Below are 26,078 nucleotides of genomic sequence, written 5' to 3'. Positions count from 1 at the left end.
GAAGCATACAGGGCCGCCCTCTCTGGGGGCGGTTTTCTCGTGGTATAATGCCAATATGTCAATCTTTCATTATATTTCCGTTTTCGTTCCTGTGACTTTGGCATTTGCGGTACCGTATGTGTTACGCCGCCAGGGCTTCACTGATGAAGTAAAATACCGCTGGCTGCTGTATATTGCCTGTGTGTTGTTCTTCATCTCGTGGTATTTGCCATCACCACTGATCGAGGGGCGAGACACGAGTTTTACTACGCATTTCGTGGGCGGCGGACTGTTCACGGGATTGTTGTGGATATATTTAGTGCTGGCGACGCGCTGGCGGGCACACTGGTTGGTGATGGTGTTTTCGGTGTTTGCACTGGTGTCGGCGCTGGGCTGCATTAATGAGCTAGCGGAATTATTTATGGTCAAGGTTGGTTTGGCGCACATCACGTTGGACGATACCAATTGGGATATTTTGGCAAATACGCTGGGTGCAGCGGCAGTGTGGATCGGCTGGGTGTTCATACGTTTGGGCGTAAAAAAGGATGTGAAAAAGGGTCAGCGCGCGCATGATCCTCGGCATTGATGAAGTCGGACGTGGGCCGTGGGCGGGGCCGCTGGTGGTGGGCGCGGTGATTTTGGGTGGTGTCGAGATTGAGGGTTTGGATGATAGTAAAAAGTTGACTAAAAAACGCCGCGAGGCTTTGGATGAGGTGATTCGTAAGCAGGCGGCTGCGTGGGCGCTGGGCTGGGTGAGTGCTGGGGAATTGGATGAGGTTAGCATGAGTCAGGCGCTGCGACTGGCAACGCGGCGGGCGGTGAAGCAGGTTCAGGCACAGTGCAAAGAGAAGAATCTGGCATTTGATGAAATTATCATTGACGGGACGGTTAATTTTCTGGCGGATACAGCGCTGGAGCGATACGTGACGGTGATGGCCAAGGCTGATGGTTTGATCCCGAGTGTGTCGGCCGCGTCAATTATCGCTAAAGTAGCGCGCGATCAGTACATGACCGAGCAAGACGTGGTCTATCCAGGATATGGTTTCGCGTCAAATGCTGGCTATGGCGTGGTCAAGCATCGGGCGGCAATTGAGCGGTTGGGCGTGACGCCGCTGCATCGGCTGAGTTTTGCGCCGCTACAGAAGTATGTGGATAGCATAAAGTTACGGAATCTGCACCGGAAAAAGTTAAGTGCTCCACCGAATGAGTCGCCTGTCGGATATCCTCAGAAAATAATTCGGGACCCACGTAAAGTTGCCCAAATTTTTTCCGAGGATATCACTCCAGTCGATTTTGTAGGTACTGAAGATGTTACGCAAATCGACTTACCAAATACCGCTCCAGAAACGGCAAAATTAGCAACAACTCGCCAGATTGGGGATAGGGGTGAACAAGCCGCCGCAGCTTGGCTGACGACTGATGGTCATGAGATTATTGCCCGCAACTGGCGGACGCGGTACTGTGAAATCGATATTGTTAGCATGAAAGATGATGTGCTGTATTTCACCGAGGTCAAATATCGTAAAAATGATGACTTTGGCGACGGGCTGGTGGCAATTACTGCCAAAAAACAGCGCCAAATGCGCTTTGCGGCTGAGCTATTTATGACAAAACATCTGCAACACGAGGGGCGTGATATGCGGATGTTAGCCATAGCTGTTGACAGGGATTACAACACCGAATGCCTGGTGGTGTAGGTTATAATTTGGCGATGTGTCGTTAGTCGTTAACTAGGGTCTCGGTTGATTACTGCACTTTCGATAGAGCAGTCTCGTATGGAGGCTGCAAACATGTTGTTGCCGGCCGTACCCTTCCCTGACATGTCAACAACGCGCGTGTTGAAGCCTATGCCACTTCGTGAGCAAAGGGCAGTTATATCAAGGGTATATATAGGGTTCTCGACGGTTGGTGTGGCGGTGCTTCTTGGCTTTGCGTCATCATTTATCCCGGTGACTATGATATCGCCGCCGGGGCAATCAGCCTCAACTACTCCGCGCATCGGTCCTCCTGTTGCGTATTCTTTGTTTACGATACCCTCAACCTGTGGTACTGTCCCCGGACCACTACAAGTCACTGAGACAGTCTTGTGCTCGGTGGTTTTCTCCCCCGACGAGCAGCCTACGAGTCCAAGTGCAGCTGTACCGGCCAGGACCCCAGCCAAGGCCTTACCCCCTATGGTCCGCACAAAGTCACCCCCCTTACGCAGTATATTCCCCAAGTTACCAATAGTGTCGTGATTCTTCATAAAATCTCCTCAAGTTGAGTTAACTGATTACCTCAAACACGCACCAACTCCACTCAGTGTGGCTAATGTTCGTTAGCGATTATACCACTCGATATTAAATAAGTCAACTGTAAAAGCGTATAACTCACATTACTTACTAAGCGCGTCAATAACCGCCGCCTGATCCCGCTCGATCAGTGCTACTCTACCGGCTATCTCACGGATACCCAAATCAATGGTGCGGGTGAGGGCTGGTTCGGCACGCAGTGGCATGGTAAATTCGGTGAAATCGTTTAACTCATTGCGGGTTAACAGGGCGCTAGCGGCGTAGCGGATAAAAGTATCGTAGCTTTTATCGCCGCCAAAGGTGTCTTTCACCCACGACCAATTTTCTTTCAGCCAATTCCAGGCAATTTGCCGGTTTTCCCGCGTGCGGATCAGATAAATAAACCAACGGCTGGCGTCTTGCGGGCGGATAATATTAGCATCTTTTATTGCTACTAAAATTCGTTCGGCGGTTGCTGGATTCTTCGTCGAGGTCAAGCTTAGCGCTATATCAACTTGCAGGTCGGCTGATGGCGTATTCTGATATATCGTAAAAAGCTTGTCAATCATTTCTGGCGTCTCGAAATATCTGACATTGGCATTGATGATAAGCGGGCGAATTTCAGCTGGTAAATCATCCGGGTCAGTCTCATTAAAGCGTAGTTTGGCCTCCGCGAGTGCTGCTGAGTCCTCGCCGTATAACATCAAACCTAGCGCTGCCGTGCGCCGTTCGCGGTCGTCATCAGACTCGCCATCCTGCTCATCCCAGCCAAGTTCCATGAATGTATCGCGGGCAAATTCAGCAGAAATCTGCTTTAGCCGAGCGCGTCCTGCTTCACTGTCATCGACGAATTTGCGTAATTCCACCAAATTTGTCCCGGCTTTATTAAAGACTCTTTCATTGGTCTCGTGCTGAAAAACGCGTGCCAGCGGCAGTAGCGCCGCCGAACTCTCTCGTCCAGAGCGCGTCAACAAAGTCATGTCTTGCAATAAGCAAATTTTATCCAACGTTGGTAATTCTGCCGCCTTTTCAATCAATCGATCTCGTGTTGCTGAGTCGTAGTGCGTTACGAAATGTCCGTTCAGTCCGCAGTTTAGCCGAACATCGCCATTTGTCGTAAATGTTTTCTCGCGCTCGGTCAGAATATCATCAAGCGGTTGATTGGCAAACAGCGGAATCGGCCACAAGGCATCGGACGGCTGGTGGTCGCCGATAAAAAAGCGCTCCTGGCGTAGCGTAGCAGTGGATTGCTCGTCAGATCTGTCCTGCTTAACTTGCACAATCGGCAGTCCTGGCTGAGAAATCCAGGCATTCATCAATTCAACAACTGGCTGGCCGCTAGCCGTCTCTAGCTCTTGCCATAAATCATTACCAACAGTGTTTTGGTAGGCAAATTTTTCAAAATATGACTTTAGTCCTGCGCGAAATGCCTCCTCGCCGATCAGCCGCCGTACCATGACCAATAGCCGTCCGCCCTTGGCATAGACAATTGCTGGATCAAACAAAGTGCTGATTTCGTCTGGGTGATTAACGTCGGCCTGTACCGGTTGCACACCGTCTAGGCTATCGCGCCGCAGTGCCGCGGTGACTTCACTAGTCGCAAAATCCTCCCACATCCGCCACTCAGGGTGTAGTGCGTCGACCGCTACGTATTCCATCATATTAGCGAAACTTTCGTTCAACCACAGGTCATTCCACCACTGCATGGTCACTAAGTTGCCAAACCATTGGTGGCTGAGTTCGTGAGCGATGACGGTGGCGATAAAACGTTTGGACGATTCTGGCGTTAATTTCGGGTCAGCCAGCAGGCAACTTTCACGGTAGGTGATGAGTCCCCAGTTTTCCATGGCGCCAGACGAGAAATCAGGCAGTGCTACATGGTCAGATTTTGGTAGCGGATACGGCACGCCAAAATATTCATTATAAAAATCAATACTGCGAGTGGCGATGTCCAGCGCAAAATCCAGGGTCTCCTCGCTCTGGGCTGGCGTCGCCCAAATATTAACTTCAACGCCAGAGTTAGTGCGGGCGGTTTTCTTATGTAATTCGCCGACGACAAAGGCGAGGAGGTAGCTGCTCATACGCGGCGTAGTGGCGAAGATGGTTGTCAGTATGCCGTCGTCTTCAGACGATTTGGCGACGGGCATATTGCCAAGGACGGTCAAGTCCGGCGCAGTTTTCAGTGTTACGTCATAGGTCGCTTTGGCGGCTGGTTCATCAACACACGGAAAAACTTCGCGGGCGTGGTGCGATTCAAATTGGGTGGCAAACAATTGCTTTTTCACGCCGTCGTGAGTGAAATAGCATGGATACAGCCCGTGCATGGCGTCGGTGATGGTGCCGGAAAATTCAATGTGAACGACATGTTGGCCGCTGGAAAACTCTGGATGTAACAGGCGTAGCTCATCAAATTCACCAAGAGAAAACTTAGCTGACTGATCGTCAATTAACGCTGAATGAATGGTCAAGTCTTTGGTGTGCAGCGAAATCAATTCACTAGTTGACTCGCCAGAAATAATTACCGAGCCAGAAAACACTTTTTCTTCGGCATGCGTCAGATCGAGAGTTAATGTGTAATGATGTGGTATAAAGGTGTCGAGTAGGTGTGGAACTGTTTTCATACTTTCATTATAATATAGATATGGTAACGAGGAAAATTAGACGGCGGCAGATAATGGTACTGCTTGTCACGGCGGTAGTGGGTGCAGTAGTGTGGGCGGTGCAGCTACAGCAGCCGCGGGTTACGCCGACTTCGCCGTCTATGCAGCGGCAATTATTTGGTGATTCAAACGCTCAGGCGGAGTTAGCTAAACTAGAGGTTAAAGGTCGTGCACCCAAAACAGGCTATAGCCGCAAACAATTTAGTGATGGTTGGGGTAAAATGAGCGGCTGTTCGGTGCGCGAGGTGATCCTGGCGCGGGATTTAACGGAAACAAAAATTGATGATAAATGTCGCGTGTTGACCGGGACACTACGTGACCCGTATACCGGCCGGACGATCAAGTTTCAGCGTGGGCCAGAGACTTCGTCGAAAGTACAAATCGATCACGTGGTGGCGTTAAGTGATGCGTGGCAGAAAGGTGCACAGCAACTACCACGTGAGGAACGAGAAAAATTGGCAAACGACCCGCTGAATTTGTTGGCTGCTGACGGTCCGGCCAACCAAGCCAAAGGCGATGGCGACGCGGCAACCTGGCTGCCTCCCAACAAACCGTTTCGCTGTCAGTACATTGAACGACAGGTAGCGATCAAGCGTAAATATCGTCTGTGGGTAACAAATGCAGAAAAAGAGGCGATGAGTAAGGCGTTGGCTGGCTGCGGCTCGACGTAATGAGTTGAGCTTCCAGGGACTTGATTGGTTGCAAATATCACCCAAACCGCTTATACTAAACCCATGAAGATTTATCTTGGTTCGGATCATCGCGGGTTTGCGTTGAAGGAAAAAGTATTTGCGTATTTGGCGAAAAGTGGCTACGCGGTCGAGGATGTCGGCGGCCGTGAGCTTAATCCTGATGACGATTTTCCGCAGTTTGCGGCAGCGGCAGCGCTGCGAGTGATTGGTGATGGCGAGGATGATCCACGGGCAATTTTAATTTGCGGCGGCGGTCAGGGTATGTGTATAGCGGCGAATCGTTTTAAGGGGATCCGCGCCAGTGTTATTTGGGATGCACATGAGGCGAGGATGACGCGGCGTGACAATAATTCGAATGTATTATGTCTGCCGGCTAGGGTCCTCGAGGATAACGAAGCTGCCTGGAAGGGCATTGTTGAAACGTGGCTCAATACTGCATACGCGGATGCCCCGCGGTATAATCGGCGCAATGCGCAACTGGATGAGATCGTATGAGTAGTGTTATCGCCCCGGCAATTTTGGCAGAAAATGCCCAGCAATACAAAGAGCAAGTCGATAGAATTACCGGCTTTGCTGAGCGGGTGCATATCGATTTGACTGATGGTGAATTTGCGCCAACCTTTACGGTCAGCATCCCAGAATTATGGGCACCAGAAGGTTGGACGATTGATATTCACGCTATGGTGAACAAACTAGATGAGTATGTACCAAAGTTAATTGCACTGAGGCCGCACTTGATTATCATTCATGCTGAGGCCGAAGGTGACGTGTTGGGGGCACTCAAAGAAATTAAGCGTTCGGGTATCATGGCTGGACTAGCACTACTGAGACCAACGGTGCCGCAAACCGTCGAAGAGCTTATCAAAGAGGCAGAGCATGTCCTGATTTTCAGCGGTGAGCTAGGTAAGTTTGGCGGAACAGCCAGCCTGATGCAGCTGGAAAAAATTCGGCTCGTCAAGATGATTAATCCGAATGTTGAAATTGGTTGGGATGGTGGTGTGATGGTTGACAATGCTTATAGCCTTGTTCAGGGTGGTGTGAACGTACTGAATGTTGGCGGGACGATTCAAAAAGCGACTGATCCACCGGCAATGTTTGCCAAGCTCCAGCAGGAGATTAGCAAGACAGGTGTGCTCGGGTAGTTTGCTATGAGCGAACTTACGATTGGCTGGCTGGAAGAGAAGGCGCGAGAACTACGACAGTTGGTTATTCGTCAAGTAGCAGCCGCCGGCAGCGGTCATGTGGCGGGGCCGCTGGGGTTTGCTGATGTGATGGCCGTGCTGTATTTTCGGATTCTTAGATTGCGTCCAGAAGAGCCGGATTGGCCTGATCGCGATCTATTCGTCATGAGTAACGGCCATTATGCACCACTGCTATACGCAGCGATGGCGATGCGCGGATTTTTATCGGAATCAGAGTTAATGAGTTTGCGGCAGTTTGGCTCGCGGCTACAAGGGCATCCGGAGCGGGTAAAATTACCAGGGCTAGAGACGACGAGCGGGCCGCTCGGCTGCGGTCTCAGCCAGGCTGTCGGTATGGCGTATCATTTGCAGTATTTGCAGAACTCGGAGCGTTTCGTATATTGTAGTTTAGGCGATGGTGAACTTGATGAGGGTAATATTTGGGAAGCGGCGATGTTTGCAGCCAAGTATAAATTAGGCCGGCTGATCGCCATCATTGATCGTAATAATATTCAAATTGGCGGCGATACAGAAAAAGTCATACCACTGAATGATTTGGGCGAGAAATGGCGCAGCTTCGGCTGGCAGGTACAGGAAATTGACGGGCATGACGTGGCACAAATTATTGCGGCGATTAAAGAAGCACAGGCAGTACGCGAGCAGCCGAGTATTATCATCGCGCATACAGTGCCCGGGCGCGGTGTTGATTTTATGGAGGGTGATCATCGGTGGCACGGCAAGGCGCCAAATGCCGAGCAGGCCGCCGCAGCTCTGGCGCAATTAGATCTACCGGCCGGGAAACAGTCGGAAGGGGTAATAGGCGCATGAGCGTATTGCGGGACGATTGGCGCGCGGGAAATACCGCGTCGATGCGGCTCGGTTTTGGCCATGGGCTAGTTCATACGGCAATGAACAATAGTCAAGTTGTGGCGCTAAGCGCCGACTTGGCAGAAAGTGTTGGCTTTGGCGAGTTTGCCGAGCGAATCGGTGCGCCGCGGTTCATTGAGGTTGGTGTTGCAGAGCAAAATCTGGTAACGGTGGCGTCAGGACTAGCAGCCATGGGTAATATCCCGTTTGCGGCCAGTTATGCGGCGTTCAGTCCGGGGCGTAATTGGGAACAAATTCGGACGACGATTTGCCTGAATAACCAGCCGGTTAAGCTGGTCGGCTCGCATGCCGGGCTAAATGTCGGTGCGGACGGCGCGACGCACCAAATGCTGGAGGATATCGCGCTGATGCGGAGTTTGCCAAACATGGTGGTCTTGGCCCCGGGCGATGCCTACGAAGCCGAAATAATGGCGACGGTGATGGCGGCTGATTCGCGGCCAAATTATGTGCGGTTGCCGCGAGCTGACATGCCGCTGTTTTTGGATGGTGAGGTGGCTATCGGCCGAGCGTCCGTACTGCGCCAAGGCACTGATGTGGCGCTACTCGGTACTGGTACGATGACATATCAACTCCTCATGGCGTCAGAACAATTGGCGCACGCCGGCGTTCAGGCAGAAGTTGTGCATTTTAGCACTATCAAACCGTTAGACGAAGCAGCGGTCGTTGCTGCCGCCCAAAAATGCGGCCGTGTGGTGACGGCAGAAGAAGGGCAAATTGCCGGCGGATTTGGCAGCGCGGTGGCGGAAGTACTCGGCGAGAAATTGCCAGTCAAAATAAAGCGTATCGGCGTCCGCGACCAGTTCGGTGAAAGCGGCTCGGTAGCTGAATTATGGCAAAAGCATGGACTAGATGTCGAAGCAGTTGTCCGGCACGTAAAAGATAACCTATCATTTATTTAGGCTGGCGCAGACGCCAGGGAATTTCTCGAGCGTCCACAGCTATACAGGAAATTGTCACGAGTGTCGCGATCTCCCATGCTGCTGCATAAGTAAAAATACCAAGTTCCCTCATGAGGATTGACCCCATGATGAGCCAAAAGATAAGACCAGCATTTTGACGAAAACCGTACAAAAATAAATCGTAAAACCCCTTCGCCTCTTTTCATTTTCCGTCACCGCTGCTATAATAACCATAAGTAGCATAAGGGATAAAAGGGTATATGGGACTGACAATTTCTGACATTCGGCGCAATACCACGCATGCGCGCCATTTGATGCAGCGGACACGGGCGCAACATTTTGCGGTCGGGGCGTTTAATATTGATAATCAAGAAACGCTAATCGCGGTGGCACGAGCGGCACAGAAGCTCCAATCGCCAGTGCTGGTGGAAGTATCAGACGCCGAGGTGAAGGCTATGGGGCTGGAGAACGTGCGCGATCTGGTGGATAATTATAAGGCTGAATATGGCATCGAGATGTATTTGAACTTGGATCACGGGCCAACGGTGGAGGGCTGCAAGCGGGCGATTGACGCGGGTTATGAGTTTGTGCATATTGATATTTCCCAGGCAAATCATGATGCCTCGGATGAGGAAATCATCGCCAAAACCCGCGAAGTTGTCGAGTACGCCAAGTTCACTGGCGCGTTGGTGGAAGCCGAGCCGCATTATTTTTGGGGTTCGTCAAATGTCCATACCGAGGCGATTGACTATGAAGAAATTAAGAAAACCTTTTCCACGCCAGAGGGCGCGCGTGATTTCGTAGAGGCGACGGGAATTGACACTTTTGCAGCGGCGATTGGCAATTTGCATGGGTTGTATCCAGTGCCGAAAGTTTTGGATTTGGAATTATTAGCGCGTATCCGCGAGGCGCTGCACTGTCAGATTTCGCTTCATGGCGGATCAGGCACGCCGCTGCATTATTTTAAGGATGCAGCAAAAATTGGCGTCTCCAAAATCAACATCAACTCCGACATGCGCTACGCTTTCCGCACCACACTGGAAAAAACCTTGCGTGAAAATCCAAATGAATATGCCATCGTTAAGCTGATGCCACCGGTGTACGTAGCCGTTCAGGAAGTAGTTGAGGCGAAAATTCAGGCCTTTGGCTCAGCCGGAAAGGCAGTGGTGTAGTGGCAAAAATTATTACCGTCGGCGCTGGTGTGCAGGATGTTTTTTTAAGCCAGTCAGACGCCTTGGCTCCGGTGTGCGATAGTCCAGAACGTTGTTTTGCTAAGCTAGAACTTGGTGCCAAGGCCGACGTCAACCAGATCCATTTTTCGACGGGTGGTGGTGCGACGAATGCCGCTGTAACCTTTGCCAGGCAGGGCCACGAAGTGATGTTTTTGGGCGTTGTCGGCCGCGATCCGGCTGGTCAAGCGGTGTTGGACGATCTGGACGCCGAGAATGTTGATACGCGATATGTTCGATTTTCCCAAAAATACAATACGGGCTACTCGGTGCTATTGTTGGCGCCAAACGGTGAACGGACAATTTTGACGTATCGCGGCGCATCAACGCATTATCACACGGCTGATTTTACCGTGGCGGATATTGAGGCTGATTGGCTGTATGTATCAACACTGGCAGGTCAGATGACGGTCTTGGATAAGGTATTTCGTGAGGCGCGAGCAGCTGGTATGAAAATTTGCTTTAATCCAGGCAAGCGAGAGCTAGCACAGCGCGAGAAGTTAATGGGACTGCTGGATGATGTGGAGGTATTGGCACTGAACAAAGAAGAGATGCAACAGTTAGTGCCGGGTGATGATCTGGAACAGCTGGTGCGGCGAGCAAAAGAGCTCGTGCCGGTGGTGTTGCTGACAGACGGCGTGAATGGCTCGATGGCGTCTGATGGTGTAACGATTGTCAGAGCAGCGATGTACGAGGATGTGCCAGCAATTGATCGGACTGGCGCAGGTGATGCATTTGCCAGTGGCTTTTTGAGTCAGTGGGCTCATGGCGCCCAGCTGAAGGACGCAGTAGTATTTGCCAGCGCAAATTCAAGCTCGGTCGTCAATCATATTGGTGCTAAAACCGGTATCTTATATCAAGGTGCGCGACTACATGCCATGCCACTAAGCGAAAAGGAGTTTTAATGTCAAGAAACTTAACAAAATTATTGGGTGATTCAGTGCGGACACGAGTTGCCGTGAGCGAGCTCAGACGAATGGCCGGCGATGATAGCGATGTGAGGTTGATTACTGAGATTTTAGCTCGGGCTCATTCAATTATCCGTGCGCTTGGGCTTGATCCGGCGGACACGACGGGCAGAGAAGTGTATCAGGCGCTAATGGCTGCTGCGCCGCGGATTGATCAGACAGCCTGGGCGAGAGCTAGCGACTGGGTGATGATGGATTTTGACGGGCAGGTTATCTCATTTCATCCGGTGGATATCGTCGAAAATTATCATCATCAATTACCATACGGTCAACATCGTATCGAATCTGGTAAGCGCGGGCTTGGCTATGAAATAACCCGTCGTTTTTCAGCCCATCCGCGCACGCACACGCCGACTGTTGAGCGCGTCGTCTGCGAGGGCGGGATTTGCTATGTTGCCTCGGCCGTCAGTGAGCCAGTTAAGTCGGCGTCACCGTTCCAGTTGCCGGTAGCTAACACTAAACCAAAATGCCGCAAGTCAGCTGCCGTGCCCGTAAAATCTAAAAAATCTGCTAGTAAAAAACCTCATAAAAAGTCCCAGCAAAACGCAAATACCCTGACGAAATCCCAAAAAGTCTGAATTGACACGATAGGTGATCAGCAATAGGTCTTATTTGCTTGTACTAGCTCAATAATCTCATCGACGCTGTCAGTGATGGTGTAAATATCCAGGTCTTTCTCAACGATAGCTCCTTCGGCCAACATATGGTTGCGGAAAAAGGCGTCCAAATCGCTCCAAAACGCTGTGTCGAACAAGATTACCGGCGCGCGGTTGGCTTTTTCAGTCTGGATCAGCGTCAATATTTCCGCCAGTTCATCCAATGTACCGAAGCCGCCTGGGAAATAAATATAGGCATTAGCAAACATGGTCATGACGATCTTGCGCGGCGCAAAGTGCTGAAACTCAAACACCTCGGTAGCATACTTATTGACCTCCTGTTCATGCGGCAGGCGGATATTGAACGCGATCGACTCGCCGCCAGCAGCTCGCGCTCCCTCTTGGACGGCCTTATTAGCGCCTTCGTTGGCGGCGCCCATGATGCCGTGTCCACCACCAGAAACAATAGCATAGCCGAGTTTGGCTAGCCGTTCAGCCGTTTCTTTCGCGGCGTGGTAATAGGCGCTATTCGGGTCGGTGCGCGCCGAACCAAAGATAGTTACTGTTTTCTGATATTTCCGGAGAATTTCGTAGCCGCTCTGGATTTCATCTTCCATCTTACCGAGGCGGAACATCGCCGCCTGTAGCTGCACATCGCGCGGAATACATGTATGTTGTGGAGTCATTGAAGTGCCCTTTTTGTTTTATCGCTAATAACTGGTTAACTATATCATGAAAAGTTGTTATTTGTCAATAATGCTACAATAGTAACGACATGAGTGCCTTCAATCTCGTCTCCAACTATCAGCCGACCGGCGACCAGCCGACGGCGATTGCTCAGTTGGTGAACGGTTTGGAGCGGGGTGAGCGCGAGCAAACACTGCTGGGCGTGACCGGTTCGGGCAAGACCTTTACTATGGCAAATATTATTGCTCGAGCCAATGTGCCGACGTTGGTGCTGGCGCACAACAAGACTTTGGCAGCGCAGCTATTTTCTGAGTTTAAGGAGTTTTTTCCAGATAATGAGGTACATTATTTTGTCAGCTATTTTGATTATTATCAGCCGGAAGCCTACATTGCTAGTAGCGATACGTACATTGAGAAAGATTCGAAGATCAATGACGAAATTGATCGGCTGCGGCATGCGGCGACCTCGGCGTTGTTGACGCGGCGCGACGTGATCATCGTGGCCAGCGTGTCCTGTATTTATGGCATTGGTTCGCCAGAGACGTATGCTGATATGGCGATTCAATTGACGGTCGGTGAGCGGCGGGTTCAGGATAAGTTTATTCGCCTGCTGACTGATATTCAGTATAAGCGAAACGATGTTGACTTTGCGCGCGGCACTTTCAGGGTGCGCGGCGATGTGGTGGATATTTTCCCAGCTGGGCAGGACACGGCGGTGCGAGTGGAATTTTTTGGCGATGAAATTGAGAGGTTAACGCGAATCGATCCGCTGACGGGTGAGATTTTGGATCAGCCAGCTAGCCTGACGATTTTCCCGTCCAGTCACTATTCAACGCCGCGCGAACGAATTGAAAAGGCCATCGTTGGCATCGAAAAAGAATTTGACGAGCGGCTGAAGTGGTTTGAATCACACGACAAATTGTTGGAGGCACAGCGCCTAGCTCAGCGCACCAAATACGACCTAGAAATGCTCAAGGAAACCGGCTTTGTCAAAGGTATTGAGAATTATTCGCGCTATCTGACTGACCGTGAACCGGGCGAGCAGCCAGCGACCTTGATTGATTATTTTCCGGACGATTGGCTGCTGCTGGTTGATGAATCGCATATGACCTTGCCGCAAGTCCGCGGTATGTATAACGGCGACCGGGCGCGTAAGGAAGTGCTGGTGGAGCACGGGTTTCGTTTGCCGAGTGCGCTGGATAACCGCCCGCTGAGGTTTGATGAATTTGATCAGCATATTCATCAGGCGATTTATGTGTCCGCTACGCCGGGCGACTACGAACTGGCTCATTCGCCAAAGCCGGCTGAGCAGTTGATTCGGCCGACGGGGCTGCTTGATCCGCCAATTGAAGTGCGGCCGACTGAAGGGCAGGTTGATGATTTGATGGAGGAGATTCGCCAGACCATCGCCAAGGGCCACCGCGTACTGGTAACCACCTTGACCAAGCGCATGGCTGAGGATTTGAGCGCCTACTTGACTGACAATGGTGTAAAAACGGCGTATCTACACAGTGAAATTGACACACTGGAACGCGGCGATATTCTCAAAGATCTGCGGCTGGGGACGTACGACGTCTTGGTTGGTATTAATTTGCTGCGCGAGGGGCTGGATTTGCCAGAGGTCAGTCTAGTGGCGATCATGGATGCTGATAAAGAAGGCTTCCTCCGTAGTGAGCAGGCGCTGATTCAGACGATTGGCCGAGCGGCGCGGCACGTGGACGGTCGGGTGTTGATGTACGGCGATAATGTGACTGACAGTATGCGGCGAGCGATTAATGAGACAAATCGTCGGCGTGCGATCCAGCAGCAATATAACGAAGAGCATGGCATCACGCCGCAAACTATCCAGAAGAAGATTGACGATGGTCTGCGTTCTATCATCCCGCAAAAGGAATCCGACAAAAAGCCAAAGCTTGATTTGAAGAAGATTCCAAAGGATGAATATCCAACGCTGATCAAGGAGCTGACTGGTCAAATGGAACTGCATAGCGCTAATCTAGAATTTGAAAAAGCCGCCCAGCTGCGCGATTTGATTGCAGAAATTCGCCAGACCATGTAGAATGAGGGTAGCATAAGCGGAGGTAATAATTATGACACAAAAGAAAACAGCATCAACACCAGAGATGGTGCAACCGGTACAGGACGCAGATGTTCCGCCAGTTCCACAGTATGCATCGCAGCCAACGGCGTATTACCCTCAGGCTACAGTTGATCCAAATCGCGGCAAGGCAAAGTGGCTGACATTTGAGTATCTGCTGGCGATGGTATCAACAGTCGTTTCGGCGTTGTTATTTGCGCAGGTATTGGTGGCGTTGTTTGGCGCTTGGGTGAAGGCTAATGGTGCAACGACAACGACTTCGACTTCGATTGGTGGCTGGTTGGCTGACATACTGTCAATAAATATGGTGACACCAGGGACGGGTATCGTCATGGCGGGTGTGTTGGCAACACTATTTGCAGTCGTTGCGCTCATCACATTTGGTCGTGTCTCACGGGCTATCTCGGATCGCGACAACTACACTAGCCGGACAGCGTATAAAGTAGTAACATACGGCGCATTTGGTGCATTGATAATTCCAGCAATAGTGCTTGTAGCAAAAATAATAACAGTTCTCATTAGTTCACTACTATTTATCGGTGCGGGCAGTGCCGATAGGGTGTATGGTGCGCTATATCTCGCCGAGTTTGTGCCATATCTCCTGGCACTAGGGGTAATCGGCGTGACGTTGTGGATGCTCAAGGGGATTATTTCTGGCCGTAACACGTCTAAGACAATGTCTCTGATCCTGCTGGGTGCAACCGGAGCAGTGCTGGTCGCCGGGGCGATTACGGCAGCCGTCCAAGTACACGATACCGGGTCGACATACACTAGAACCAATGTGCAGCGCAACATTCGTTCGACAATGTGCGATAAGTACGGAGTTGGATGTGACTAACAAAGCGTCTGGGTGGGATAAGGACGGTGGGTTCGTATTGCCGACCGTCCTTGTAGCGAGCATTATGCTGCTGCTGATTTTGTTGGCCGGTCTCCAACTGGCGTCAGCGGCAGCTAATGCCTTGATGGAGCAGTATTATAATCAGCTGGCACGTGAAGCGGCTGAGGCCGGCGTGGTGCGGATGAATGAATGTATCAGTCGTGGTCATGACAGCGCCGTTGCCTCGGGCGTGCGTCCAGGTACTGATTGCCGCGGCAATGGTACGGCGATTGACGTATTTCGTAATGACAAATTACGTTCGTATTTTATTGGTGAATACACCTCAACAACTAACCCGCGGCGTGCTGATGTCAAGGGCTACCTTGAGTTGATTCGAAAATCTGATGGCCGCCCGTATAAGACCTATATTTACAATTCACGCCAGCAAGCTATCCCGGAAGTTGATTTTAAGGGGACGCGCGCCAGTAAGCGCTGGTGGTGTATCGGCGGGTCAGTCTGCCTTGATTTTGGTGCGGGCGGGTCAAATAAACCGACTCCACACCCTCATCCAACACACTCAAGTGGCCCGTCACATGAGGGTTTAACAACGATTTCCGATCGTAATGGTAATTTGAAATTCTACTCTGACGGACTTCGTATCTGGAACTCGGCACGGAATATTATGCAGGTTGATAGCTCGGCTCCCGACGGTAATCCAACATGTGACGATGGTCAAACGGCGTACTATAGTGAATCACCACAGGGGTTGTGCGGTTCGCGTACTGGTACGCAGGCAGTGGTTGCCTTTCCAATCAACAAAGAGGAATCTAAGTATCTCGTAGTATCAAACTCGGCAAATGGTCGTGAGCGGGCAAAATTCGGTACATTATATTACCACGTCGTTGATTTTACCAATGATCCACTCGGACGAGTGACGAAAAAGAACATATCCATTGGCATGGCGGGCAGTTTTTCACGCAACTATTCTGGCGAGGCGATGAATGCCGTGCCGAATAATGCGGGAAATGGTGCGGTGGTGTATACCTATCGGCCGGGTTCGCCGAATCAAGTCTATGCCTTCAATATTTTCTCGACTGACAACGGAGCAACTATTCAGACGCCAAATGCAGCAGTGTATAATGTACCGTCTGGCCCGGCTCAGCCGTGTATCGTGCAACCAAATCCATCAAGTCCTTCGCGAACGGGATTCGGCTCGATTAACTTTAACAACGAGGCCACCAAAATGCTGGTGTTTATGGGGGGTAGTGTCTGTCCAAATCGTAATGGTAACGCTGGAGTATTACACGTATTTGATATATCTGGAGCTGATACTAATATGGCACCAATAGCTCATTGGTCGGTCGGTGTATATAATAATGATCCACTTGATAACAGCCTAGGGTACGCTGCTGATTTTTCACCCAACGGCGACCATGTCTATGTATCGAAAATATATACCGGTGAACTGTTCCGGTATGACATTACTAGTCGCAATAGTAGTGCTATCAAAACAAGTGAGCGGTTTATCGGGTTTACCGGCTGCGAGCATTTCAGGGATTGTGTAATATCTGATTCGCTCCCTAACTCATCAACGCCAAATCACCCTGACTGGAAAGGACTTGGCGGTGATGGCGGTGGACAAGTTTTGCGCGGCCCAGATGGTCGAGTGTACGTAGCGGATCGTGGGGCCAACAAGATTAGCTACATTGAGCGACCAGACGCACCAAATGCGGCAACCGATGCGGCAACGGCGGCGGCTATCGGTTGGAACCGCGGTGGGTTATCACTTGGTTCAGGAATGAGTATGTACGGTCTGCCGCAGATGGTGACGCTCCATTCGCCGCGACTGCTAAGTTATTAGATTTTCCTCGAGACAGTGCTATAATAGACTGCATGACAACTATTTCTACCAGTGACATTCAGCACTTGGCGAGTTTGAGTAGTCTGGCATTAGCCGATGATGAAGTTGATGGACTGCGCCAGGATTTGGAAAATATAATTGGCTACATTGAGCAGCTAGGGAAACTCGACACGGCGGGCGTGGAGCCAACCTATCAAGTTACAGGTCTAGAGAACGTTTGGCGCGACGATGAGGTTCAGCCAGGGGTTTCCAGAGAAGCGCTGCTTAACTTGGCACCCGAAAAACAGAATAATCAAGTAAAAGTGCCGCAGGTGCTGTGATGAGCCAGATTAGTGATTTTACCGGAAAAAGTGCAGTCGAAAATGTTAAAGAAGCACTGCGGCGAGCGCGCGAAGTTGAAGATTATCACGCATTGTTGAGTTTAACGGAAGAACGGGCGCTGGAGCGAGCCGCGAAGGTTGATCAGGGTGAAATTTCTGGGCGGCTGACTGGCGTGCCGTTTGTGGTAAAAGATAATTTCTTAGCCTTTGGGGCGCCGACGACTGCTGCTTCAAAAATGCTCGAGAATTTTGAGGCGCCACTGCAGGCCACGGCGGTTGAAAAATTGGAGGCCGAAGGTGCAATTTACATCGGCAAGGCCAACTTGGACGCCTTTGCTCACGGCGGTTCGACGGAAAATTCAGCCTTTGGTCCGACTAAAAACGCTACGGATAAAACTCGAGTAGCCGGCGGTTCGTCGGGCGGCTCGGCGGTAGTGACGGCGCTTGACGTGGTGCCGTTTGCATTGGGGACAGACACTGGCGGTTCGATTCGTCAGCCAGCCAGTTTTAACGGTGTGGTCGGTGTCAAGCCAACATACGGCGCAGTCAGTCGCTACGGCGTGGTAGCCATGGCATCGAGTACGGATACTATTGGTTGTTTCGCCACGAATGCTGATGATGCTAATGTGGTGATGGAAATTATGGCGGGCCGCGACGACAAGGACATGACGACGCTGCCTGACTTTTGGCAGAACCAGCCAGGCTTTAGAAAGAAAAAGATTGGTTTGGTTAAGCAATGTATGACCGATGATGTGGATACGGCGGTTCGCCAGAAAACGCTTGACTATGCAGAAAAATTGAAGCAGCTGGGCTATGAGATTGAAGAAGTGGATCTCAGCATGATGCGGCATTCGCTGGCGATGTATTACATCATTGTGCCGGCAGAACTGTCGTCAAATCTAGCGCGCTATGATGGCGTGCGCTATGGTCACCGGGCGGCTGAGGTGAAAACGCTGGCGGAATTGTATGGTCGCAGCCGCAACGAAGGTTTTACGACGGAGAATAAACGGCGAATTATGATCGGTAGTTTTGTGTTGTCGAGCGGCTTTTTTGACGCCTATTATATGCAGGCGCAAAAAGCGCGCACATTACTCATCAACGAGTTCAAAAAGTTGTTCACTGAGTATGACGCGCTGTTAATGCCGACGGCGCCGACACCAGCATTCAAACTTGGCGAAAATACCAATGATCCAATCAAAATGTACCTGGCAGACATCATGACGGTGCCGGCCAGCCTGGCTGGACTGCCGGCAATTTCTGTGCCGGCTGGAAGTAACGACGAGGGCTTGCCGATTGGCGTACAGCTGATTGGTGATTATCAGTCAGACGGCAACTTACTGAAGTTGGCGGCGGAAGTGGAGGTCATCTGATGGATGGATTGTTGATCGCGCTAGTGGTGGCGGCGCTGGTGATCGGTGGCCTATTGATGCTATTCATTCAGTTGACGTCAAAACAAACGGAGAAGCTCGACCGGGAACTATACCGAAAAGTCTGGCAGGCGGTGCAGCGTGTGGCCGATACAAATAACCCCGACAGTCTGCAAATGGCGATTATCAAAGCTGACAAGCTGCTCGACCGGGCGATGCGCGAATATGGCGTTAGTGGCACGACGATGGGTGAACGACTCAAGGCGCGGCGTGGTCTGTGGACGAATGAGGACGCGGTTTGGTCGGCGCATAAGCTGCGTAATCAAATTGCCCACGAAAGTCGGGTCACCATCACCACCCAGACATTCAAGCGGGCAATGGCCGCCTTTGAACAAGCATTAAAAGATTTGGGAGCGTTATGATGAGTGTATATGATGAGTACGAAATGACCATTGGCATTGAGTGCCACGTCCAGCTGGCGACCAAAACCAAGTTGTTTAGCCCGGCTGATAATGACGCTCGCGATGCTGAGCCGAATAGTAAAACGCACGAGATTGACTTTGGCCTACCCGGGATGCTGCCGGTGCTCAACAAGCACGCTGTCGAGCTGGCGGTGCGCGCTGGCAAAGTATTGAATGCGCCGATTGCCCGCGTTAGTCGCTTTGATCGCAAACATTATTTCTATCCTGATTTGCCAAAGGGGTATCAGACCTCGCAGATGTACCAGCCGATTATCTTGGCTGGCTATGTCGACGCGCCGCTAGAAGATGGCTCGCTCAAACGAGTGCGGATTCATCACGCGCACATGGAGGAGGACGCTGGCAAATTGACACATCATGATGGCTACTCGTTGGTTGACCTCAACCGCGCTGGTACACCGCTGATCGAAATCGTCTCTGAGCCGGATATGCATTCTGCCGAAGAGGCTAGGGCGTACGCTTCGGAGTTACATAAATTGATGGTCTATGCAGGCGTGACGCACGGTGATTTGTATCACGGCAATATGCGCTTTGACGTCAATATTTCGGTAGCTAAAAAAGGCGCGACCGAGCTGGGTAAGCGCGCCGAAGTGAAGAATCTTAATTCATTTCGCAGCGTCGAGCGAGCCGCTGAATACGAGTTCAAGCGCCAAGTTGACCTATTGGAGCGCGGCGAACCAGTGGTTCAGGAAACTCGCGGCTGGAGCGACGACCAGCAAATCACCACTTCACAGCGCTCGAAAGAAGACGCCCAGGATTATCGCTACATGCCTGATCCGGATATCCCGCCAATTGTTTTGACTGACGAGGAGATTGCTCACATGCAGCAGTATATGCCGTTGATGCCAAGCCAGTGCCGAGAGCGTTGGGCTGATCTGGGGTTGGATCATTCGGTGATTACGACGATACTCGGCCATCAGCCGCTCGCGATATTGCTTGATGCTATCAAGACGCTGACGGTGCATAACGAGCAAGCCGTCCTTGATGAACTGGGGGTTGACAAGATAAAATATCAGCGGCTGGTCAAGCGGATCTTTAACTGGTTTGCTTCGACGTCGGAGGAGCTGATTGATATGGATCTCATCGGGGAGGGCTATGTTGGCCCACGTCGGTTGACGGAGCTGTCGCTACTCGTTGAGAATAACGAGGTGAGTTCGACGGGCGGTAAGGAGATTTTCCTCAGTTTGTTTGATCGACAATATTTCGAGCAGGGGCCGCGCGAGATTGCCGAGAGTAAGAATTTGTTGCAGGTGTCTGACGAGAGGGTCATCGCAGCCATCGTTGACGAAGTATTGAATAACCCAGCCTCGGCGGCATCCATCGCTGATATTCGCTCGGGCAAAGACAAAGCTATCGGCTACCTCGTCGGCCAAGTCATGAAGCGCTCTAAGGGTCAGGCCAACCCGAGCCTCACCCAGAAATTAATTCGAGAGCGACTGTAATGAAAACATTCACGCGTATTCAACCAACTACCATACAGAATGTCGGTGAGGCGTACAAACGCTCGGCCGTCATCAAGCGGTATCAAGCAGAGGATGGCGAACAGCATGAGTTTACAACCTTCTTTTCTGAGGAGTTAGTGTCAGTGTTGGTGGTGGCAGTGACGACGGATAGCAAGATCGCTATGACCTATCAGTTTCGAGCTGGTCCAGAAAAATGGCTCTATGATTTTCCCGGCGGTGACGGGGAGCCGGGTGAAGCAGTAGAGATGGTAGCGCGGCGTGAACTAGTGGAAGAGACCGGCTGCACGCCAGGGCGCTTTGAATATATTGGTGAATGCTATGAGGGGCCGTACATCAATATCAAGATCGCAGTGTACTTGGCGACTGACTGCGTGTACAATGAGGATACAATTCACCTTGATGAAGCTGAAAGTAGCCAGGGCGCTGAACTACGGTTTGTTTCAGCGGCAGAGTTGTTTGCTATCGCTCGGGCGGGTGATTTATGTGTAACAGGGCCATTCGCGCTTTTGTTTGATTATTTAGATAACCTACGACAGGAGGAACTATCATGAAAAAACCAACCAAAGCTATCATTGCTGCCGCCGGCTTCGGTACGCGGTTCTTGCCGCAAACCAAGGCTATGCCAAAAGAAATGATGCCACTGATCGACAAGCCGATTATCCAATACGTTGTCGAGGAATTAGTCGAGGCCGGCATCAAAGATATCATTATCATCGGCAGCGCCAACAAACGAGCAATTGAGGATCATTTTGACAGGCCGAACGAGGAACTACTGGTCAATCTGCGGGCGGGCGGCGCCAAGAAACAGCCACTGATTGACATCGTGAATAATTTGTCGGAAATGGCAAACTTTGTTTACATTCGCCAGAAAGGCCCGTACGGTAATGCCACACCGTTGACCTGCGCCGCGCATTTGATCAATGGTGATGAGCCGGTTATCTATACGTTTGCTGATGACTTTATTGCTGCCAGTCCCAGCCGGTTCCGCCAAATAATCACTGCGGCGCAAAAATTAGACGGCGCGGTGCTATCGTGCAAGAAGATTATTGATGATGCTGAATTTGATCGCTACGGCGTGGTTAACGGTGAGCAGGTTGCTGACGGTGTGATCAAGATGACGAACATTGTTGAAAAACCAGGCAAAGCTAATGCCCCATCCGATCTTGCAAGCGTCAGTAGCTATTTGCTGCCGGGCGAGTTCTTTAGCTATCTCGAGAAAGCCAAGCATGCGTTTGATGGTCACGGTGAATTTACGGTGCAGCCGATTATGCAGAGCATGATTGATGACGGCCATAGTTTTTATGGCGTGGAAATTACCAATGGCACGTACTATGACACTGGCGACAAGCTAGAGTATCTCAAGACAGTGATCGATTTTGGCATGCGTGATCCGAAGCTTGGTGCGAGCCTTCGCGAATATCTAGTCAAGCGGCTTGAGGAAAATGGCGCCAACTAAATCGTCAAAAGAACGTGGCCATAAGGAGGCTAAGGCCGCCGACCCACGTCCCTCGGTAGCCCGCCGCGCCATTGATCGCATCAAGCGTGACAATGAAAACGGTGCTCGGCAAGCAATGATTGAAGACTTGTTTTTTGATTTTCATCGATCACAGCGGCAGATCTATTGGATAAACTTTTGGCGCGGCTTTTTCTTTGGCATGGGTAGCCTTGTGGGCGTGACGGTACTGATCATGGTGTCAGCTTGGCTGCTGGGGCGGTTTGCCGACGTCTTTCCGGCGCTGGCGGATTTTCTCAACCAGCTGATTGATACCATGCAGCGGCGGCGCTAGCATGCTATACTGGGTGAAGAAAGAGGAGGTGGCGCCCACGAGGGAGGCGCAATGAATAATGGCTACCAAACATACGACAGCTTCAGCTCAAGCCGCGGCCGCGTTGCAGCCGTCTGATTACGTGCACCTACATAATCACACTCACCATTCGCTTCTGGATGGGCTGACTAAAATTCCTGACATGGTGGCTCGGGTGAAGGAGCTGGGCATGGAGGCCTGTGCTATCACCGACCACGGTACCATGTCGGGTGCGATCGAGTTTTATAAAGCGGCTAAGAATGTCGGTATCAAGCCAATCATCGGCATTGAAACCTACGTAGCAGCCCGCACTCGTCACGACCGCGACCCGGCCAAGGACAAGGCACGTTATCACCTAACGCTGCTGGCTATGAACCACAAGGGCTATCAAAACCTGATGCAGCTCAGTACTATTGCTAACCTTGAGGGCGTCTACTACAAACCGCGTATTGACCACGAATTGCTGGAACAATACAATGAAGGCATCATCTGTATGTCTGGCTGTATTGGTGGTGAGCTGGGCGAGAATTTGCGTAATGATGATTATGAAAAAGCTAAGGAAATTGCTGGCTGGTACAAGTCAGTGTTTGGCGACCGATACTACATGGAGCTCCAAGACCATGGTCACCCCGAAGCTCGCAGCCACTGGCCGGAGCAGAAAAAAGTCAATGATTACATTGAGCGTATCAGCGAGGAATTGGATATTCCGTGTGTGGTGACCAGCGACGGTCATTATCTCAATCACGAAGATCAGGAGGCGCATGAGATTTTGCTGTGCGTTGGTACCGGTGCGTATTTGAGTGATGAAAAGCGGATGAGCTTGAAGGATTTTGAGCTCCATTTGACGACGCCAGAAGACATCATTTCGCGGTGGCAAACAACCAATCCTCAGGCAATTGCCAATACCAAAGCCATCGCCGACCGCTGTGACGTGGAAATCAAACTGGGTGATATTCTCATCCCGAAATTTCCAACGCCAAACGGTGAATCCGAAAAAGAATATCTGGATCATCTGGTGTATAGCGGTATGGCAGTACGGTACGCTGGCATGAAGTTGGAGGACGCGAAGAAGCTCCCGAATGATCAGCTGCGAGCCAAGTTATCAGAGGCGCAGCTAGAGCGACTGGACATGGAGTTTGGTGTGCTCGACAACATGGGTTATAACGGCTACTTCCTCATTGTTCAGGATTTTATCAACTGGGGCAAATCTCAAGGGATTATTTTTGGGCCGGGACGTGGTTCAGCGGCTGGCTCAATCATCGCCTATGCGCTGAATATCACTGACCTTGATCCGCTACATTATGACCTGCTGTTCGAGCGCTTCCTTAACCCCGACCGTATCTCCATGCCTGACATCGATATCGACATTCAAGATACCCGTCGCGGCGAGGTGATCGAATATTGTGCCAAGAAATATGGCTCAGAACGAGTGGCCAATATCTGTACCTTTGGCACCATGGCGGCGCGGGCGTCGGTGCGTGACGTGGCGCGGGTATTGCAGGTGCCGTACGGCGAGTCTGACCGGCTGGCCAAGCTCATCCCGCCACCCGTCCAGGGTCGTCATGTACCCATCAAAAAGTCGCTGGAGGAAGACCCTGATCTCAAGAAAGAATACGAAAGTAATCCAACCGCCAAAACCGTCTATGACTTTGCCTCCCGACTAGAGGGAACGATTCGTTCACACGGTGTACACGCCGCTGGTGTGGTGATCGCGCCGGATGACTTGGTGAAATACGTGCCGCTGGAGATGGCGCAAAAGGGCGTGGTGGCGACTCAGTATCCGATGGGCCCGGTGGAAGAACTGGGGCTACTGAAGATGGACTTTTTGGGCTTGTCTAACCTGTCTATAATTAACAATGCCCTGCGTATTATTCGCAAAGTTTACAAAACGGATATTGATTTATCAACGCTGCCGCTGGATGATGAAGCAACCTACAAATTATTCCAGCGCGGTGATACCACTGGTGTCTTCCAGTTGGAATCGGCTGGCATGAAGCGGTACCTGCGCGAGCTCAAGCCGAGTGTCTTTGAAGACATCATCGCCATGGTGGCCTTGTACCGCCCGGGCCCGATGCAGTTTATCGACTCATTCATCAAACGTAAACATGGCGAGGAAGAGATTACCTACTTACACCCTGGTATGGAAAACTCGCTGAGAAACACCTACGGCATTTTGGTTTATCAGGAGCAGTTTATGCAGATTTCCAAAGAGTGGTGCGGCTTTACCGGCGGCCAGGCGGACACCCTGCGTAAGGCGGTGGGTAAAAAGAAAATCGACCTCATGAAAAAGGTTAAACCTGAGTTCGTCGAGGGCGCAGTCAAGGTTGGTGGTGCGACCAAGGATATTGCTGAGCAGTTCTGGGATGCGTTGGAAGAATTCGCTAACTATTGTTTCAATAAGAGTCACGCGGCGTGTTATGGCTTGATCGCCTACTGGACGGCGTATCTCAAGGCGCATTATCCTGACGCATTCATGGCGGCGCTGATGACCAGTGACCAGGATGATACTGAGCGCCTGGCCATCGAGATGACCGAGTGTAAGCACATGGGCATTGAAGTGCTTAACCCGGATGTTAATGAGTCATTTGTCGAGTTCGCGGTGGTGCCTAATGAAAAGAAGATTCGTTTTGGTATGGCAGCGGTCAAGGGCGTTGGTGTCGGTGCGGTGGAAGAAATTATTCGTGCTCGCGAGGCTGATGGCCCGTTCAAGTCGGTCGAAGATTTTGCCAAGCGAGTGTCGACCGGCAAGTTTAACCGCAAGGCCTGGGAGTCGCTGATCAAAACTGGTGCCTTTGATAGTTTTGGTGATCGGTCTGATTTATTGTTTAATCTTGATACCATTGTCGCCTTTGCTCAAAAAACTCAGAAAGAGGCCGCGTCGGGGCAGACTGACCTGTTTGGTATGCTTGGTGATGAGTCGGCTGATGTTCAGCCAACGATGCAGCTACAGCCAGCGCCGGCCAAACATACCAACAAAGAGCGGTTGATGTGGGAGCGCGAGCTGATGGGGCTGTATATTTCGGCGCATCCGCTCGATGCGTATGAAACATATCTGAGTGAGCAAGCGCAGCCATTAACGCAGCTGGTGCCAGAATACGACGGTCGCCTGATGACGATCGGCGGTATTATCACGACGGTGCGCACCATCGTTACCAAGTCAGGCAGCAAGATGGCATTCGTTGGGATCGAAGATAAGTTTGGCGAGGGCGAAGCTATCGTCTTTCCGAATTTGTATGAGCAAGTCGGCGCCAAGCTCGTCCAGGACGCTGTCATTCGGGTGACCGGCAAAAACTCAGCCCGTGATCGGGACGGTAATTTGGGATCAGAGAGCAAGATGATTGCTGATGAAATCGAATTGATTTCTGACGATGACCTCCGGCAGTATCAGTCGACCGGCCGTAAAATGGAAGCACCAAAGATGAGTAGCAATGTCAGGCAAGAGCGGCGTACGGCACTTCGAGCTCAAACGACTCAGCGAGCAGGCGCAGCCCGAGTATCGACAGCACAAAGGGTGAACGTGAAATCAACACCGGCCGACACGACAAACACGCCACCGCATCCAGCAGCCACGCACGCCGTGCCCGAGACAGAAAAGCTATTTCTTCATATCAAAAACCCGAGCGACCATGATAAGCTAGTAGCACTCAAGTCGCTCTGCTCCAAATACGCTGGCGTAACTGATGTGGTGTTGGTGCTGGGTGAGGCCAATAAATCCGCCATGCGCATGCCGTTTCGTGTTGAGGCTGGCGACCAGCTGATGGATCAGCTGCGTCAAATATTGGGTGACGAGTGTGTAGTCTTGAAATAAGAGTATTCCCC

The 26,078-nt window shown here is 51.2% G+C and carries 24 protein-coding genes; 21 read left to right on the top strand and 3 right to left on the bottom strand.

Annotated elements, in window-relative coordinates; genetic code table 11:
* The first annotated feature begins 55 nt into the window (after nucleotides 1–55).
* Nucleotides 56–565, top strand: coding sequence for a hypothetical protein (locus FBF27_03275; GenBank protein ID QJU09418.1), 510 nt, complete (start codon nucleotides 56–58; stop codon nucleotides 563–565).
* Nucleotides 549–1,676 carry a ribonuclease HII gene (locus FBF27_03270; protein ID QJU09417.1) on the top strand — a complete coding sequence of 376 codons (1,128 nt, stop codon included), beginning with the start codon at nucleotides 549–551 and terminating at the stop codon, nucleotides 1,674–1,676. Before FBF27_03275 ends, FBF27_03270 begins: the two co-directional genes overlap by 17 nt.
* Before the next feature lie 29 nt (nucleotides 1,677–1,705).
* Here the strand turns inward: FBF27_03270 and FBF27_03265 are convergent, their stop codons facing one another.
* On the bottom strand, nucleotides 1,706–2,224 hold the full coding sequence (locus FBF27_03265; protein ID QJU09416.1) for a hypothetical protein: 519 nt from the start codon (nucleotides 2,222–2,224) through the stop codon (nucleotides 1,706–1,708).
* A 129-nt stretch (nucleotides 2,225–2,353) separates the two neighbouring features.
* Nucleotides 2,354–4,870 (bottom strand): M1 family metallopeptidase, encoded by a 2,517-nt coding sequence (locus tag FBF27_03260; protein ID QJU09415.1) that lies wholly within the window; start codon nucleotides 4,868–4,870, stop codon nucleotides 2,354–2,356.
* Between the two features lie 53 nt (nucleotides 4,871–4,923).
* On the opposite strand from FBF27_03260, the gene FBF27_03255 reads away from it, so the two are divergent.
* From FBF27_03255 to FBF27_03220, 8 genes are all read left to right on the top strand, one after another.
* On the top strand, nucleotides 4,924–5,580 hold the full coding sequence (locus FBF27_03255; GenBank protein ID QJU09658.1) for an HNH endonuclease: 657 nt from the start codon (nucleotides 4,924–4,926) through the stop codon (nucleotides 5,578–5,580).
* A 63-nt stretch (nucleotides 5,581–5,643) separates the two neighbouring features.
* Nucleotides 5,644–6,096: an RpiB/LacA/LacB family sugar-phosphate isomerase gene (locus FBF27_03250; GenBank protein ID QJU09414.1), complete on the top strand. Its 453-nt coding sequence runs from the start codon at nucleotides 5,644–5,646 to the stop codon at nucleotides 6,094–6,096.
* Complete coding sequence (locus FBF27_03245) at nucleotides 6,093–6,743, top strand: hypothetical protein (protein ID QJU09413.1); 651 nt, start codon at nucleotides 6,093–6,095, stop codon at nucleotides 6,741–6,743. The genes FBF27_03250 and FBF27_03245 overlap by 4 nt, the downstream gene beginning before the upstream one ends.
* Nucleotides 6,744–6,749: 6 nt before the next feature.
* Complete coding sequence (locus FBF27_03240) at nucleotides 6,750–7,610, top strand: transketolase (protein ID QJU09412.1); 861 nt, start codon at nucleotides 6,750–6,752, stop codon at nucleotides 7,608–7,610.
* Nucleotides 7,607–8,569 (top strand): transketolase family protein, encoded by a 963-nt coding sequence (locus tag FBF27_03235; GenBank protein ID QJU09411.1) that lies wholly within the window; start codon nucleotides 7,607–7,609, stop codon nucleotides 8,567–8,569. The genes FBF27_03240 and FBF27_03235 overlap by 4 nt, the downstream gene beginning before the upstream one ends.
* A gap of 260 nt (nucleotides 8,570–8,829) precedes the next feature.
* The gene (locus FBF27_03230; GenBank protein QJU09410.1) at nucleotides 8,830–9,741 is read left to right on the top strand and encodes a class II fructose-bisphosphate aldolase; all 912 of its coding nucleotides are present in this window, start codon (nucleotides 8,830–8,832) and stop codon (nucleotides 9,739–9,741) included.
* A complete protein-coding gene (locus FBF27_03225) occupies nucleotides 9,741–10,703 on the top strand; it encodes a sugar kinase (protein QJU09409.1) in 963 nt (320 codons plus the stop codon). The genes FBF27_03230 and FBF27_03225 overlap by 1 nt, the downstream gene beginning before the upstream one ends.
* A complete protein-coding gene (locus FBF27_03220) occupies nucleotides 10,703–11,344 on the top strand; it encodes a hypothetical protein (GenBank protein QJU09408.1) in 642 nt (213 codons plus the stop codon). The genes FBF27_03225 and FBF27_03220 overlap by 1 nt, the downstream gene beginning before the upstream one ends.
* A gap of 17 nt (nucleotides 11,345–11,361) precedes the next feature.
* Here the strand turns inward: FBF27_03220 and FBF27_03215 are convergent, their stop codons facing one another.
* On the bottom strand, nucleotides 11,362–12,048 hold the full coding sequence (locus tag FBF27_03215) for a TIGR00730 family Rossman fold protein (protein QJU09407.1): 687 nt from the start codon (nucleotides 12,046–12,048) through the stop codon (nucleotides 11,362–11,364).
* A gap of 89 nt (nucleotides 12,049–12,137) precedes the next feature.
* On the opposite strand from FBF27_03215, the gene uvrB reads away from it, so the two are divergent.
* Genes uvrB through FBF27_03160 form a run of 11 tightly spaced genes read left to right on the top strand, consistent with a single transcriptional unit; the run spans nucleotide 12,138 to nucleotide 26,067 of the window.
* Nucleotides 12,138–14,108 (top strand): excinuclease ABC subunit UvrB, encoded by a 1,971-nt coding sequence (uvrB, locus tag FBF27_03210; GenBank protein QJU09406.1) that lies wholly within the window; start codon nucleotides 12,138–12,140, stop codon nucleotides 14,106–14,108.
* Nucleotides 14,109–14,139: 31 nt separating this feature from the next.
* Nucleotides 14,140–14,985 (top strand): hypothetical protein, encoded by an 846-nt coding sequence (locus FBF27_03205; GenBank protein ID QJU09405.1) that lies wholly within the window; start codon nucleotides 14,140–14,142, stop codon nucleotides 14,983–14,985.
* On the top strand, nucleotides 14,978–16,825 hold the full coding sequence (locus tag FBF27_03200) for a hypothetical protein (protein ID QJU09404.1): 1,848 nt from the start codon (nucleotides 14,978–14,980) through the stop codon (nucleotides 16,823–16,825). The genes FBF27_03205 and FBF27_03200 overlap by 8 nt, the downstream gene beginning before the upstream one ends.
* Before the next feature lie 32 nt (nucleotides 16,826–16,857).
* Nucleotides 16,858–17,145 (top strand): Asp-tRNA(Asn)/Glu-tRNA(Gln) amidotransferase subunit GatC, encoded by a 288-nt coding sequence (gatC, locus tag FBF27_03195; protein ID QJU09403.1) that lies wholly within the window; start codon nucleotides 16,858–16,860, stop codon nucleotides 17,143–17,145.
* Nucleotides 17,145–18,515, top strand: a complete 1,371-nt coding sequence (gene gatA / locus FBF27_03190) for an Asp-tRNA(Asn)/Glu-tRNA(Gln) amidotransferase subunit GatA (protein QJU09402.1) — start codon at nucleotides 17,145–17,147, stop codon at nucleotides 18,513–18,515. The genes gatC and gatA overlap by 1 nt, the downstream gene beginning before the upstream one ends.
* Complete coding sequence (locus FBF27_03185; GenBank protein ID QJU09401.1) at nucleotides 18,515–18,934, top strand: hypothetical protein; 420 nt, start codon at nucleotides 18,515–18,517, stop codon at nucleotides 18,932–18,934. Before gatA ends, FBF27_03185 begins: the two co-directional genes overlap by 1 nt.
* Nucleotides 18,931–20,433, top strand: coding sequence for an Asp-tRNA(Asn)/Glu-tRNA(Gln) amidotransferase subunit GatB (gatB, locus tag FBF27_03180; GenBank protein QJU09400.1), 1,503 nt, complete (start codon nucleotides 18,931–18,933; stop codon nucleotides 20,431–20,433). The genes FBF27_03185 and gatB overlap by 4 nt, the downstream gene beginning before the upstream one ends.
* Entirely contained in the window at nucleotides 20,433–21,005 is a 573-nt protein-coding gene (locus FBF27_03175) for an NUDIX hydrolase (protein QJU09399.1), read from the top strand. Before gatB ends, FBF27_03175 begins: the two co-directional genes overlap by 1 nt.
* The gene (locus FBF27_03170) at nucleotides 21,002–21,910 is read left to right on the top strand and encodes a UTP--glucose-1-phosphate uridylyltransferase (protein QJU09398.1); all 909 of its coding nucleotides are present in this window, start codon (nucleotides 21,002–21,004) and stop codon (nucleotides 21,908–21,910) included. Before FBF27_03175 ends, FBF27_03170 begins: the two co-directional genes overlap by 4 nt.
* Entirely contained in the window at nucleotides 21,897–22,241 is a 345-nt protein-coding gene (locus FBF27_03165; GenBank protein QJU09397.1) for a hypothetical protein, read from the top strand. Before FBF27_03170 ends, FBF27_03165 begins: the two co-directional genes overlap by 14 nt.
* Nucleotides 22,242–22,299: 58 nt before the next feature.
* Entirely contained in the window at nucleotides 22,300–26,067 is a 3,768-nt protein-coding gene (locus tag FBF27_03160; GenBank protein QJU09396.1) for a DNA polymerase III subunit alpha, read from the top strand.
* Nucleotides 26,068–26,078 lie beyond the last annotated feature (11 nt).

This window comes from Candidatus Saccharibacteria bacterium oral taxon 488, from assembly GCA_013100805.1.
Classification (GTDB): domain Bacteria; phylum Patescibacteriota; class Saccharimonadia; order Saccharimonadales; family Saccharimonadaceae; genus Nanosynbacter.
The sequence above is the reverse complement of the archived record's forward strand: the minus strand, read 5'-3'. Positions and strand labels throughout refer to the sequence as shown.